Raw genomic sequence first — 13,484 nt, forward strand, 5'->3', positions numbered from 1 at the left:
GCTAACTAATTATTTGAATTGCACGATAATTTAGTTCAAGCATATCGAAAACTGTTTCGTAACACAATTAATGTGCCATTATCCAGTTAAAATCATAAATTAACATATTTTATATGCCTCTATAAAAAGAGGTTTGTTTGATGTTTCTTATCAAACAAACCTACCTAATAGTATAACGTTTCATTTACAAAAATGTTACAGATTTAATTTTTTCAACCATAAACTCTCTAGTGTAGCAACATTTTCATTTCTCAAAATTTCTTTTAAGTCTCCTGAAAGTAATATATTCCCTTCATGTAACACTAACACATCGTCCGCTACTTCCTCTACAAATCCTAGTAAATGTGTAGAAAATATCACTGTATTGCCCATTTCCTTTTGTTCCAGCATCATTTTTTTCAGCTCTGCAATCCAAAATGGGTCTAGTCCATTCGTTGGTTCATCTAAAATAAGGAGCGACCCCGCACCTAGTAAACTTTGTGCAAGATTTAACCGTTGCCGCATTCCCTTCGAAAACTGTTGAACCCTTTGCTTTCTAACGTCCCACAAGCCAACACGTTTCAATACTTGCTCTTGCTCTTTTTTATCTATTCTTTTCAAAGAGGACAGTAACTGCAAAACTTCTGCTGCCGTTAACATTGAGGGAAAATCTACATCATCTGGCATATAACGAATCGCCTGACTCTCCTGCCATTTCAGCTCCCCTGACATCGGTTTCTCCTGTCCAGTTAACAGGCGAATAAGCGTACTTTTCCCTGCTCCATTACCACCTGCTAACGCTAAAATACGCCCTTTTTGCACAGTAAAGGATACGTCTTTAAGCCCTCTATTATTTTCATAGACATTCGATAGATGATTCGCCTCTAGTAACACTACCGCTTCTCCCCTTTCTTTAGTCTCCTTGCAGTAAAGGCAAGCGGTAAAGCTACCCACAAACATGTTACCAATCCATATACCACATAGCCCAATGGTGATGCATAAAATGCTGTCACACTATAAAAAGATGGACCAAGCACACTGGCCTGTTTTGTAAATATAAAGTAACCAAAGCGCAACCATTCTACAGGATTAATATGCATAACAATAATCGTTAGCTTTTGTAAAAGATGCCCTGCAACTACTGTGCCAATTGCCATTAAGGCATACGACAGAAGCAATAAGAAAAATGACCATAAAACTAACGACAGCGATAGCGCAAATAATCTCGTTTTCGCTACCGCCCCAATAGCTAGCGCTAAGGAAGTAAAAATAGCAATGCATAATAATGTTAGACTTATAAAAATAAACGGCAAACGTACGCCACCAAGTAATCCGCCAAGTGCTAAAACAACACCAAACGCCACCATCACGATTAATAAAAAGGCAATAACAGTAGCTAAATACTTTCCAAAAATATATTGTTTACGCGTCATCGGATAAGTTTTTAATAAAGAAAACCACCCTGTCTCTATATCACCAGCAATACTCATACTGCCAATTGTCAAAATAAATAGAGGCAATAAAAATAAAAGGACATTTAAAAACGAAGCGGTTTGACGAGTAAAACCTTCTACATCAGGCAGTGCCATTTGCTGGATAACTATAATCGATGTAAAAACAAAAGTGAAGAGTAAGCCAACTAATTGCATCCACCGACTGCGCAACATTTGTTTCAATTCAAGTTTGATGAGCATGCTGTACATCACTGATGAATCCCCCAATTAAAATCGCTTAAATCCTCATAAGTAAGCACTTGTCCCTTACCTTCAGTAGCCATCCACGATTGCGCAGCTTCTTGCGTTTCGAAAGCAAGTACACCATAATTCATCGGCGTCCAATAATCTTTGTTGTAGACAAACGTCGCCTTCGAAACATCAATCCATTTATTCTCTTTTGCATCCTTAATGAATGCAGCTCCAACCTCTTCGTCCCCATTTGTCGCAATATACTCAATTAAACACCCAATATCATCAAACATTTCATAGTCACCATTTTTCAAGGCAATTTGTCCGGCATACTCGTTATGCACAATTGACATATTACAAACTTTACAAACATCGGTTTCATTGACAATGTCACGTGGTTTAAACGTTTTTTCGCTACACCCTACAGCCAGTAAACAACTAACGCAAATTATTAGTATCCACTTTTTCATTCCATCAAACCTCTTTTCCATAGCCATACACTACTTAAAATAAAAAATAGACCTAGCAAAAACTGTGCTATATCCATATCTGCTTTTTTTACACTTTGGTCTTTCACCAGTTTCGGCGTTTCATCAACAAGCACCGTCCTCGCACTTTTATTGATTTGCTGATCCAGTGAAGTTAGTAAAACAACACTTGGTGACGCTACAAAATATTGATACACTGGCTGTCTGACCATCCATTGTCCAAAGCTAGATACAGCGACATATGGAACATCGCCAGTACCGTCATTTTTTAAATCCGTTCCAACATAATCATCATAATAATTACTCGCTAACTGAAAGCCTTGTTGATCGGAGCGAGCGGTTAATATATTGCCAGTAAACTGATTATTTTGCACAACTGTTTGGTCATCTACCTTTGTTCCTTCAATGGCCGTTTGATTCATTTGAAAATGATTATGCATAATTTGAACCTCTGCACTTTTTTGTAATGCAATGGCCGTTCGATTGTTCTTCATCGTATTATAAGCAAGGTCTGCACGTTGCACATCATATAGCAATGCTCCGCTGCCATTCATATCGTTATGATTGATGACTAGATTGTCCTTAATCGTAATGCCGCTGGTCATCATCACCATCAATCCTGTTACATTGCTCGCATACGTATTGTTTAGAGCTTTAGCATTTTCAGTATACATAAAATGCGTACCATAACGGCTATTCTCTACTGTATTGCGTTGAACAACAATGCCGTCAACCTCTTCTACGTAAATACCATCTTGCACTTGTTTAATATTACTATCTTCAACCACTATCTTCTCGCTTTGATAAATAGCTATACCATTACCCTTTTTCGAATAATGCGCCAAAGTGCCAACTATTTCAACATGTTGGATGTGGACATTTTCGCCGTGTTGAATATGCATAGCACTATGCACGTCGTTAATTTTCAATTGTCGTAGCACAAGACCTTCCACCTTACTAGCAACAATTCCCTTTTTTCCCGATAGCGTCATATTGTCAATCATTACTGCGTCTGCACCTTCAATACGAATTGCTGGTTCTTCCCCAACGGCTGCAATCTCTGTGCCTTTTTCTCCACGCAATGTAATGTTTTTTGTCACAATTAAATTCCCTTTATAATGACCTGCTGGAATGTTGACGACTGCCCCAGGTTCCGCTCTGTCGATTGCCTCCTGTATATCAAATTTTGCATAGGCAGTCGAACTTATACATAGCAAAAACAATAAGACACATCCTATTTTTTTCACCTTTAGTACCTCCAAGTTCAGTAAGAAAAGACTAGAGGAAATTCCCCTAGCCCTTCTGTATTAATGATTATGGTCATCACTTTCATGATTCATCTCTTCCATATTCATTTTATCGGATTCTCCATTAGCTTCCTTTTCAGCGTTTTCTTGCATTTTCTTTTTACGGCGCTCTAATGCATCGTCTTTAATTTTTTGTAATTCTTCTACATGCGCTTTTGGATTTTCAGCTAAATACTTGTCTGCATCCGCTTTGTTAATGAAATAGATATATCCCCAGTTCATTGGTGATTTTAAATCTGTTTTCACGATTGTGACATCTTCGACCTTCGCCCAATCTTTTGTATTATAATCACGTACAAACTTATCATTTTTCTCGTTATTCGCTACCTCTGCATTGACTAAACAGCCAATGTCATCATAAAACGCAATTGTACCATCTGCTTTAATCGCTTGAGCAGAAAATACACCCATTTCATGGTCTTTCATATAAACCTTCATATTACACATTTCGCAAACTGTATCTTCTTGTGGTTCTTGTAATCGTGGATCTACTAAAGAAGCAACTTGCACTGATTCATCTTTCACTTCAGACTCTTTCGATGCAACTTCTGAATTCGCTTTTTCTTCCTTCACTTCTGCCTTTTCAGTACCACACGCTGTCAATATTAGTAACGTAGCTAGTACTGGTAACCATAATTTCTTCACTATTGCTCCCCCAATTCTTTTCTGTTACTACCTAGTATTTTACAGATCAGATGTGAAATAAGATGAAAACCTCTGTGAAGATTCGGAAAAATCTATATGACTACTTTGCGAACGTCTTGAAGTCAAAGTATTCTCTTACAAACTAAAACGATTAAAAAAGCGAGGACAAAAGAGAAAAAGTGTTAGATTGACTGCAATCAATCTAACACTTGCCGTTGTTGTCCGCTACGGGCGGGTCTTTGATTCACTGACTTTTACTGGCGATTGGTTGGTGTTCTTTAGTAAAGTCGCCACAATCAACAACCCATGTTCTCGAACTTGTTTTGCTATATAGAGGTACGGTAACTATTGTGGCGCTTCTTTAGCTTACTAAGACGACTCAGTTTTCCAGCTGTTTCATTTAGTTCATTGTGAATTTGAACATTGCCTCCGCTTTCCGCAAAAATCGGTTCTAGCTGATTAAAACGTTGTTGCTGCATTGGCCTCTTATTACTTGATTGCTTTTGTTCTTTATTTTTTTGCAAACTTTTTTTAAATTGTTGCTGTGTATGGTGGCTAAAGTTATGACTAATATCACCAGCATGTAAATACTGTTGTTCATTACGAAAAGTGCTACCTGTCGTCGCATTTACTCTAGAAGTCCTCATAATTAGTTACCCTCCTTTTCATTTTACTTACTTTATAGGTATTTATATCGACATTATATGCAAGAAATTAAGCAAACAGAACCAAATATATAAAAAAGAATAGAATTATTCAAAAAGTATCTATCACTTTTGAACAACTCTATTCTCGTAAGCGTTACTTCCAAAAATTATCAAAAATTGTAATTGGCATATGGCGTTTATGTTGAGAGCGTAAATAATGTTGCTCTAATCGTTCACGAGCATCGTCAGGAATTTGCTTCCCTTCTAAATAATCATCAATTTGCTCATAAGTTACTCCAAGCGCCACTTCATCTGGCAATGATGGACGATGTTCTTCCAAGTCAGCAGTCGGAACTTTTAAATACAGATGCTCTGGACAATCAAGCGCCGCTAATAATTGTTTCCCCTGACGCTTGTTCAGACGGAAAATAGGCATTAAATCGGCTCCACCGTCACCATATTTTGTAAAGAAACCTGTAATTGCCTCCGCCGCGTGGTCTGTTCCTAACACAACAGCACTATTCATAGCAGCGATAGAAAATTGTACTTTCATGCGTTCCCTTGCTTTTTCATTACCTTTTACAAAATCACTAAGCACAACTCCAGCATCAGCTAAAGCACGAACACTAGCATCAACCGCTTCCTTAATATTGACCGTGTAAGTAGTCGTAGGCTTAATAAAATCAATAGCGTCCTGACAGTCTTGTTCATCCTTTTGGATACCATATGGTAAACGCACTGCCCAAAACGAATACTTTTGCTCGCCCGCTTCCTCATTTAACTCATTAACTGCTAGTTGAGCTAATTTACCGGTTAACGTAGAGTCTTGACCACCTGATATACCAAGTACAAACCCTTTTACAAAGCTATATTTTTGTGCATATACCTTCAAAAAATCAATGGATTTACGAATTTCTTCCTGTGCATCAATTGTTGGCAAAACTTTTAATTCGGTAATAATTTGCTGTTGTAATGCCATAACCTCTTCCACTCCTTAGTCTTTTACAATTCGATCGACCATTTCTCGTACTTCTTCAATATTTCGCATTTTATTATCCCAGCATTTTTGGCTTAAATCGACTGGATATTCCTCTGGATTCATAGCACGTTTATATTCATCCCATAGCAATTCTAAATTGTCAGCTGCATAATTACGCATCTCTTCTAACGTTGGATTGTCATAAATTACGTCCCCATTATTAATGACATGCTGATGCAAATTTTTCGCCTCAAAATTCGTGACAAATTTTGATACGAATGTATGAACAGGGTGGAACATCTTTATTCGCTCTTCGGATTGAGGGTCTTCGTCATACATCGTAATGTAATCACCCTCTGCTTTACCGTTTTTACGGTCAATAATACGATAAACACTTTTCAAACCAGGAGTTGAAACTTTTTCAGCATTAGCAGAAATTTTAATCGTGTCCTCTAGCTGGCCTTCATCATTTTCAATAGCGACCATTTTATAGACAGCCCCTAATGCAGGCTGATCGTAAGCTGTAATTAATTTTGTACCAATTCCCCACATATCTACGCGGGCACCTTGCGCTTTCAAGTTTAAAATCGTATATTCATCTAAATCATTAGAGACAACAATTTTGGCATCATGGAAGCCTGCTTCATCTAACATACGACGTGCCTCTTTTGACAAGAAAGCAATATCGCCACTATCTAAACGAATACCAATAAAATTAATTTTATCACCAAGTTCTTTTGCCACTTTTATCGCATTCGGCACTCCAGATTTCAGCGTGTTATAGGTGTCCACTAAAAATACGCAGTTGCGATGACGTTTCGCATAAGCGTGAAATGCATCATAATCATTTTTGTAAGCCTGCACAAGTGCATGAGCATGAGTACCAGCTACCGGAATGTTAAATAGTTTTCCTGCACGCACATTACTAGTTGAAGCAAACCCTCCTATAAAGGCTGCACGAGTTCCCCAAATAGCCGCATCCATTTCTTGCGCTCGACGTGTACCAAACTCCATCGCCATTTCATCTTTAACGATTTGCTTAATACGACTTGCTTTAGTGGCAATTAGTGTTTGGTAATTGACAATATTCAATAGCGCCGTCTCAATTAGTTGTGCTTCAACTAAAGGTGCCTCAATGCGTACAATTGGCTCATTGGCAAAAACGAGCTCCCCTTCCACCATTGAATACATATCGCCTGTAAAGCGAATATTTTTTAAATAGTCAATGAAGTCTTCTTTATATCCAACCTCTTCACGTAAATACGCGATATCTGACTCACTAAAGCGAAAATCTCGTAAATACTCAAGCATGCGTTCCAATCCAGCAAATACGGCAAAGCCATTTCCAAATGGTAATTTTCTAAAATATAATTCAAAAATCGCTTTTCTATTATGTATGCCATCAGCCCAATAAGACTCTGCCATATTAATTTGATACAAGTCTGTGTGTAGCGCTAAGCTGTCGTCAGCATAGTTCGATCTCATAGGAATCCCTTCTTCCACTTTCATAATTAGTCCTAGTATACACTATATACCCAAAATCTTGCGTTTTACACTTTTCCGTACCTATGTTAGGTTTCCTAACATATATAGTCAGAAAATTTTGAACAGTTCACATTTTAGACACAAATTTTAGCACCGCTTTCATTCCTTTTATATATAGCTTTTTAGTAAACTACTACGAAAGACGAAATATATCATGTAATATAACCTAACATAGTAATAAAAAAAACAATTGCGCCATTTATCGACTCGCTATAATATGTAAATTAAATTTACGCAAGGAGCTGTTGTGAGTGAAAAAAATAGAGGCCATTATTCGTCCGGAAGTTTTTGGGGCTGTACGAGACGGACTTGCAAAAGTAGGCATTGCAGGTTTAAGTATTTCTGAAATCGCTGGCTGCGGTCGTCAATTAGGTCATACAGGTTTGTTTCGAGGCAATGCCTATGAAATTGAGTTTTTACCAAAATTGAAATTAGAAATGATCATCGATGATGAAAAAGTTGATGCTATTGTGGAAGTTTTATTGCGCGATGCTGCAACTGGTAAAGTTGGAGACGGGAAAATTTTCATTTATCCAGTAGAACAGGCAATTCGTATCCGTACTAAAGAAGTCGGATCAATTGCTGTAGAATAAGGGGGAGATAGTTATGGATGACGTTATATTATCTGTAAATTTAGTTTGGATTATGCTTGGTACAATTTTAGTATTCTTTATGCATGCAGGTTTTGCAATGGTCGAGGCAGGTTTTACTCGTTCTAAAAATGCAGTTAACATTATTATGAAAAATTTCTTAACCATATCGCTTGGTGGGATTGTTTATTTCCTATGTGGATATGCCATTATGTTTGGCGACACAGCAGGAGGCTTCTTCGGAACAAGTGGTTTCGCTTTAAATGGTGTAGATGACCTCTCCTTCTTTATTTTCCAAACAATGTTTGCTGCCACAGGAGCGACTATCTTATCTGGTGCAGTAGCAGAACGTACAAATATTTTTGCTTATATCGGTGTCATTATACTGATGACAATACTTGTTTATCCTGTAGTAGGACATTGGGTATGGAGCGGTCAAGGTTGGTTAACTGACCTCGGCTTTATCGATTTTGCTGGTTCTACTGTTGTCCATTTAACTGGTGCAGTAGCTGCGTTTATAGCAGCCATAATGGTTGGACCACGTCTAGGTAAATACGAAAATGGACGTGTTAACGTTATTACTGGTCATAGTATTCCTATCGGCGCATTAGGTGTATTCTTACTTTGGTTCGGTTGGTTCGGCTTTAATGGTGCCTCTACGTTAGCAGCAGACCCTGCACTTGTTCCAACAGTAATTGCCAATACATTTTTCTCAGCAGCGGCTGGCGTTGTTGCCACTGCATTCTATACAAATTTCCGCTACGGTCACATTGATGGCTCCTTAACTCTTAACGGTGCATTAGCAGGTCTCGTAGGCATTACTGCTGGTGCTGCAAACGTCAGCATTGTTGGTTCACTTATTATTGGTTTAATCGCAGCACCATTATTAGTAGAAGGTGTCCGTTTTATTGAATGGAAGTTAAAAGTAGATGATCCTGTAGGTGCAATTGCTGTTCACGGTATTTGTGGTATTTGGGGTACACTTGCAGTTGGGCTATTTGATGTTGGTGGTCAAGGTCTGTTCTACGGTGGTGGCATTAGCTTACTAGGTATTCAGGCTATAGGTGTGATTGCTACAATTGCTTGGGTTAGCGTTACTGTCACAGCAGGCTTATATATCATTAAAGCATTTGTCCCTTTACGTGTATCAGCAGAAGAAGAAATTACAGGTCTAGATGTGATCGAACATGGTACACCTGCTTATGAATACCAAGAGATTTTTAAAAGCTCCGCTATACAAGGTGAAACATTTGCACAACGTTTAACTCATATCGGCAAAACACAAACAAACGTGACCGAAAAACATGTCTAAAAAATAGATACGTTATCCATTAAAAGGCACTAGAAACTGTTAGCTATCCGTATCAATTTGCGCGGATCTCTAGCAGTTTCTTTTTGTTATATTTATTCTCTCTCTAAATCAAGTAAGAACTGTTTCATCGTTAACCCACTGCGAAAGCCTGTTAGCTTACCGTTCTTCCCAATTACACGGTGGCACGGAATAATCGCTAATATCGGGTTCGCACCAATTGCACTTCCAACAGCCCTCACAGCCTTTGGATTGCCTATTCGCTCTGCAATAGCAGCATATGTTGTAGTTGTTCCATAAGGAAGTTCTTTGAGTGCATCCCAGACAGCTAGTTGAAATGCTGTTCCTTTCACATGTATCGGTAAATTAAACTCAGTCAGCTCTCGATTAAAATAGGCTGTGAATTGCTTAACATAAGGCTTAAGCTTTTCACTGTTTTCTTCAAAACTGTAGCCTTTAAAGTGCTTTTGAGCCCACTTTTCCACCTCATCAAATGCTGTATTGGGTGTGCCAAGATAGACAAGCCCTTCATTCGCCGCAATAATATACATCTCGCCTTGTGCGAATGTTAGTGTATCTACATATAAAATAGTCATTATAAAATTCTCCTTACACATAATGATTAGCAGTATACTGCAAAAAGGTAAAATAACTGTAGTTAACAAATATTTCATGCTACAGTTATTTTACCTATTAGCATAAAGGAGTTTCAACTACATGACTACGATATACGAGCCCGCTATCCATCTTCAACAAGTGAGCTTTTCAGTAAAAGATAAGGCTATTTTAAAGTCAATTACCGGTTCATTTCCTAAAGGGAAAATTACGACGCTCGTTGGCCCATCTGGCGCTGGCAAAACAACCTTATTAAAAATGTGTAACGGACTATTGTCACCAACTGACGGGCTTATACTCATTGACAATCAAACAATCACTACCTATGAGCCAACTACATTAAGAAAGCATGTCGGAATTGCCCTTCAAGCAGCACCTATGATTGCTGGGACTGTATTTGACAATTTGGCTCTTCCACTCACTCTACAAGGTAAAAAGCTCACACAACAAGATGCCATTCAATATTTACTAGATGTCGGGCTCGATGCTAGTTTTTTACACCGTGCCACTAATGAATTATCTGGTGGACAACGTCAAAAGGTATCCATTGCACGTACCCTCATTAACCAATCTTCTATATTATTGTTAGATGAGATTACTTCTGCATTGGATCGTCAATCTGTACAGGATATTGAGGCACTTATCGTATCATTAAACAAAAATTATAATGTTACGATCATCTGGATTACCCACAATTTACAGCAAGCGCTCTCGATCGGCCATTACACATGGGTCATGATGGATGGAGTGCTTATTGAAACAGGTGAAAGCTCGTTATTGAAAGCCCCTACTAACCCAAGAGTCGCTGAATTTATACAGGGGGTAAACGCATGACTTATACTTCACTTTCGCTAACATTAATTTTTGTTTTAATCCCGCTAGTACTATCAAAGACTTTTAAGCTAGGGCTTGAAAAAGACACAATTATTGCAACGATTCGCTCAATTATTCAATTGCTTGCAGTCGGCTATATTTTAAATTTCGTCTTCGATGTAGGGAGTATTATATATATTTTTCTAATGGTGGCATTGATGATTGTGGCTGCCACTTTAAATGCCCGAAAAAAGGGAAAAGGTATTAAGGGTATTACATGGAAAATAGTGTTTACGCTTGTAATGGTGGAAATTGTCACACAAGGCGTTTTACTCGGTTTCGATATTGTTCCTACAACTGCACAGTATATTATTCCTATTAGCGGAATGCTAATTGGCAACTCCATGGTACTATCTATTTTATTTTTAAATCGCTTTACTGCGGAAATTACAAGTCACGAAAATGAAATTGAGCTCATCTTATCGCTAGGAGGTACACCTAAGCAAGCCATTCATCGCCAATTAATCAATGCTATTAAAGCGAGCATGATCCCTACCATCGAAAGCCAAAAAACGATTGGGCTTGTTCAATTACCAGGTATGATGAGTGGCCAAATAATTGGTGGTGCAGACCCTATACAGGCAGTACAATTTCAATTATTAATTATTTTCGCCCTGTTAACAACAGCAACATTATCGAGCATAATGATAGGTTTTTTAAGCTATCCTGCGCTTTTTAATGAAAGGTTACAATTGTTGGAAGTTGAATAATTGTTTTCGTGATATCATGACAATTACTATAAATATGTTATACTAGTAAGAAAAATGCAGTGAGGAGAATGACCCATGTTATTACGCGATTTTTTCATCCAATTATCTGAAAACCAACTATTAAATAGTACTGCTAAAAAATACGGCTTAAAATTAGGTGCCCAAAGTGTGGTAGCTGGTACTAATATAGAAGAAACAATTGCAAGCATCAAAGATTTAAACGCACATAATATCTCTTGCACAGTGGATAATCTAGGGGAATTTGTTGCCAATGAAGAAGAAGCGACAAAAGCTAAGGAACAAATCCTCGCTGTCATTGAAGCCATTCATGAAAATGGTGTGGATGCGCATATTTCGTTAAAACCATCTCAATTAGGTTTAGACATTGATGTTGATTTTTGCTATGACAATCTATATGAGATTGTAGAAAAAGCAGCAGCTTATGATATTTTTGTTAACTTTGATATGGAAAATTACGGTCGTCTACAAACATCATTTGATATGGTGGAAGAACTTTCAAAAACATTCAATAATGTTGGAACGGTAATCCAATCATACTTTTACCGAGCTAAAGACGATATCGAAAAATTCAAAAACTACCGCTTACGGATCGTAAAGGGTGCATATAAAGAGCCTGCTGATGTAGCTTTCCAAGATAAGCTAGATATTGATTTAAACTTTATCGAATTGATTGAATATCATTTATTACACGGCAAATTCACATCGATTGCGACACATGACCATAACGTCATTGCGCATGTTAAACGCTTTGTTGCAGATAATAATATTCCACTCGATAAATTTGAATTCCAAATGTTGTACGGCTTCCGCACAGATATGCAAAAAGAGCTGGCGAAAGAAGGCTATAACTTCTGTGTTTACGTACCATTTGGCGAAGATTGGTACGGTTACTTTATGCGTCGTTTAGCGGAACGTCCGCAAAACCTTAACCTTGTTACAAAACAAGTATTTACGAAAAAAACGAATACCGTTCTTGCCGTAGCAGCTGGTGCATTCGTACTTGGACGTTTAACAAAGCGTAAAAAGTAATAAAAAATCTTGTAGAAAAACTTATAGCGCTAACTATTGCCGTTGATTTCCGCTACGGGCGGACGCTTTCCGCGGGCACACCGTAAGCCGCAACCCTCGCTATCGCGCAGGTTGTTGCGTCTTACGTTTTGTGCTGTCCCGCAGGAGTCGCCCACCCTCCGCTCCAATCAACTAATAAATGCATTTAACTTAGTATCAAATAACATTTCTTAACTATAAAAATAACAAGAGGCATCAAGAGTGAAATCTTGATGCCTTTAATCTTGTCACCATTTTTGGTAACTCTTTTTTTCATTTGATGGACAACAACTTTTTAAGGATTTGTTGACCAAAGGCCTGCATGTTTTAACACAACACGTGGATGTAATTTTAATTGAGCGACCATTAAGTCTGCTAAATCTTCCGCTTGCATAACCTTTTCCGGATTACCATCAGTTAATTGTAATTCCACTGCCATATCCGTTGCAACCGTACTTGGCGTTAATGTCACAACACGAATGTTATGTTTGCGAACTTCTAACATCAGCGATTCACTCATACCAATAACAGCCGCTTTCGAAGCACTATACGCACTCGTAATTGGAGCACCCTTTTGACCAGCGGTAGATGAAATATTAATAATATCTCCGGAAGAACGCTCAATCATTTCAGGTAGGACGGCACGTGTTGTGTAATATACACCTTTGACATTTACATCTACAATATTAGTCCAATCTTCAGGTGAAAGATCTAAAAACTTACCGAATTTTGAAATACCCGCATTATTTACTAAAATATCGATTGGTCCTAACTCAGCACGAATACTTTCTACTGCTGTTGTGATAGATTGTAAATTCGCTACATCCGCTGTAGCTAGTGCCACCTTGACATCATACGCCTTTAATAAGTCAGCAACCTGTTGTAAATTTTCTAATGTGCGTCCTACAAGCCCAACATTAATGCCCTCTTTCGCAAAGGCGATGGCTGTTGCACGGCCAATACCACGACCTGCACCAGTTATTAAAGCTGTTTTACCAGTAATCGTTTGCATATATCTTGCTCCCTTATAAGTAGTGATAGAAA

15 protein-coding genes are annotated in these 13,484 nt (G+C 38.1%); 5 read left to right on the plus strand and 10 right to left on the minus strand.

Going from position 1 to position 13,484, the window contains the following annotated elements:
• Nucleotides 1-195: 195 nt before the first annotated feature.
• From MKY08_RS19590 to MKY08_RS19625, 8 genes are all read right to left on the minus strand, one after another.
• A complete protein-coding gene (locus MKY08_RS19590; RefSeq protein WP_069511279.1) occupies nt 196-873 on the minus strand; it encodes an ABC transporter ATP-binding protein in 678 nt (225 codons plus the stop codon).
• Nucleotides 873-1,682 carry an ABC transporter permease subunit gene (locus tag MKY08_RS19595; protein ID WP_256093174.1) on the minus strand — a complete coding sequence of 270 codons (810 nt, stop codon included), beginning with the start codon at nt 1,680-1,682 and terminating at the stop codon, nt 873-875. The genes MKY08_RS19590 and MKY08_RS19595 overlap by 1 nt, the downstream gene beginning before the upstream one ends.
• On the minus strand, nt 1,682-2,134 hold the full coding sequence (locus MKY08_RS19600; RefSeq protein ID WP_069511281.1) for a nitrous oxide reductase accessory protein NosL: 453 nt from the start codon (nt 2,132-2,134) through the stop codon (nt 1,682-1,684). The genes MKY08_RS19595 and MKY08_RS19600 overlap by 1 nt, the downstream gene beginning before the upstream one ends.
• Nucleotides 2,131-3,399: a NosD domain-containing protein gene (locus MKY08_RS19605; protein ID WP_256093160.1), complete on the minus strand. Its 1,269-nt coding sequence runs from the start codon at nt 3,397-3,399 to the stop codon at nt 2,131-2,133. The genes MKY08_RS19600 and MKY08_RS19605 overlap by 4 nt, the downstream gene beginning before the upstream one ends.
• A gap of 60 nt (nt 3,400-3,459) precedes the next feature.
• Nucleotides 3,460-4,104, minus strand: a complete 645-nt coding sequence (locus MKY08_RS19610) for a nitrous oxide reductase accessory protein NosL (RefSeq protein WP_069511283.1) — start codon at nt 4,102-4,104, stop codon at nt 3,460-3,462.
• 326 nt (nt 4,105-4,430) lie between these two features.
• Entirely contained in the window at nt 4,431-4,751 is a 321-nt protein-coding gene (locus tag MKY08_RS19615) for an NAD synthetase (protein WP_069511285.1), read from the minus strand.
• Nucleotides 4,752-4,905: 154 nt separating this feature from the next.
• A complete protein-coding gene (gene nadE, locus MKY08_RS19620) occupies nt 4,906-5,730 on the minus strand; it encodes an ammonia-dependent NAD(+) synthetase (protein WP_069511287.1) in 825 nt (274 codons plus the stop codon).
• A gap of 15 nt (nt 5,731-5,745) precedes the next feature.
• Entirely contained in the window at nt 5,746-7,215 is a 1,470-nt protein-coding gene (locus MKY08_RS19625; protein ID WP_069511295.1) for a nicotinate phosphoribosyltransferase, read from the minus strand.
• A 311-nt stretch (nt 7,216-7,526) separates the two neighbouring features.
• Here MKY08_RS19625 and MKY08_RS19630 point away from each other — a divergent pair, with 311 nt between their 5' ends.
• The gene (locus MKY08_RS19630) at nt 7,527-7,868 is read left to right on the plus strand and encodes a P-II family nitrogen regulator (RefSeq protein ID WP_024363978.1); all 342 of its coding nucleotides are present in this window, start codon (nt 7,527-7,529) and stop codon (nt 7,866-7,868) included.
• Between the two features lie 13 nt (nt 7,869-7,881).
• The gene (locus MKY08_RS19635; RefSeq protein WP_069511296.1) at nt 7,882-9,177 is read left to right on the plus strand and encodes an ammonium transporter; all 1,296 of its coding nucleotides are present in this window, start codon (nt 7,882-7,884) and stop codon (nt 9,175-9,177) included.
• 92 nt (nt 9,178-9,269) lie between these two features.
• Here MKY08_RS19635 and MKY08_RS19640 read toward each other — a convergent pair whose 3' ends face one another.
• On the minus strand, nt 9,270-9,770 hold the full coding sequence (locus MKY08_RS19640; RefSeq protein WP_069511297.1) for a methylated-DNA--[protein]-cysteine S-methyltransferase: 501 nt from the start codon (nt 9,768-9,770) through the stop codon (nt 9,270-9,272).
• A 121-nt stretch (nt 9,771-9,891) separates the two neighbouring features.
• On the opposite strand from MKY08_RS19640, the gene MKY08_RS19645 reads away from it, so the two are divergent.
• The 3 genes from MKY08_RS19645 to MKY08_RS19655 all read left to right on the plus strand — a co-directional run bounded on the left by MKY08_RS19645 (nt 9,892) and on the right by MKY08_RS19655 (nt 12,422).
• The gene (locus MKY08_RS19645; protein WP_069511299.1) at nt 9,892-10,623 is read left to right on the plus strand and encodes a phosphate ABC transporter ATP-binding protein; all 732 of its coding nucleotides are present in this window, start codon (nt 9,892-9,894) and stop codon (nt 10,621-10,623) included.
• Nucleotides 10,620-11,372 (plus strand): iron export ABC transporter permease subunit FetB, encoded by a 753-nt coding sequence (fetB, locus tag MKY08_RS19650; RefSeq protein ID WP_069511301.1) that lies wholly within the window; start codon nt 10,620-10,622, stop codon nt 11,370-11,372. The genes MKY08_RS19645 and fetB overlap by 4 nt, the downstream gene beginning before the upstream one ends.
• A 75-nt stretch (nt 11,373-11,447) precedes the next feature.
• A complete protein-coding gene (locus tag MKY08_RS19655; RefSeq protein ID WP_069511302.1) occupies nt 11,448-12,422 on the plus strand; it encodes a proline dehydrogenase family protein in 975 nt (324 codons plus the stop codon).
• 313 nt (nt 12,423-12,735) lie between these two features.
• Here the strand turns inward: MKY08_RS19655 and MKY08_RS19660 are convergent, their stop codons facing one another.
• Nucleotides 12,736-13,452 (minus strand): 3-ketoacyl-ACP reductase, encoded by a 717-nt coding sequence (locus MKY08_RS19660; RefSeq protein WP_069511303.1) that lies wholly within the window; start codon nt 13,450-13,452, stop codon nt 12,736-12,738.
• Nucleotides 13,453-13,484: the final 32 nt, after the last annotated feature.

It is taken from the genome of Lysinibacillus sp. FSL M8-0337 (genome assembly GCF_038593855.1).
Taxonomy (GTDB): domain Bacteria; phylum Bacillota; class Bacilli; order Bacillales_A; family Planococcaceae; genus Lysinibacillus; species Lysinibacillus sphaericus_D.

What these genes read in the sequence shown, in the direction of transcription:
- MKY08_RS19640 (WP_069511297.1), bottom strand. Translation starts at nt 9,770, where the DNA reads ATGACTATTTTATATGTAGATACACTAACATTCGCACAAGGCGAGATG.
- nadE (WP_069511287.1), bottom strand. Translation starts at nt 5,730, where the DNA reads ATGGCATTACAACAGCAAATTATTACCGAATTAAAAGTTTTGCCAACA.
- MKY08_RS19625 (WP_069511295.1), bottom strand. Translation starts at nt 7,215, where the DNA reads ATGAGATCGAACTATGCTGACGACAGCTTAGCGCTACACACAGACTTG.
- MKY08_RS19595 (WP_256093174.1), bottom strand. Translation starts at nt 1,682, where the DNA reads ATGTACAGCATGCTCATCAAACTTGAATTGAAACAAATGTTGCGCAGT.
- MKY08_RS19635 (WP_069511296.1), top strand. Translation starts at nt 7,882, where the DNA reads ATGGATGACGTTATATTATCTGTAAATTTAGTTTGGATTATGCTTGGT.
- MKY08_RS19645 (WP_069511299.1), top strand. Translation starts at nt 9,892, where the DNA reads ATGACTACGATATACGAGCCCGCTATCCATCTTCAACAAGTGAGCTTT.
- MKY08_RS19655 (WP_069511302.1), top strand. Translation starts at nt 11,448, where the DNA reads ATGTTATTACGCGATTTTTTCATCCAATTATCTGAAAACCAACTATTA.
- MKY08_RS19615 (WP_069511285.1), bottom strand. Translation starts at nt 4,751, where the DNA reads ATGAGGACTTCTAGAGTAAATGCGACGACAGGTAGCACTTTTCGTAAT.
- fetB (WP_069511301.1), top strand. Translation starts at nt 10,620, where the DNA reads ATGACTTATACTTCACTTTCGCTAACATTAATTTTTGTTTTAATCCCG.
- MKY08_RS19660 (WP_069511303.1), bottom strand. Translation starts at nt 13,452, where the DNA reads ATGCAAACGATTACTGGTAAAACAGCTTTAATAACTGGTGCAGGTCGT.
- MKY08_RS19600 (WP_069511281.1), bottom strand. Translation starts at nt 2,134, where the DNA reads ATGAAAAAGTGGATACTAATAATTTGCGTTAGTTGTTTACTGGCTGTA.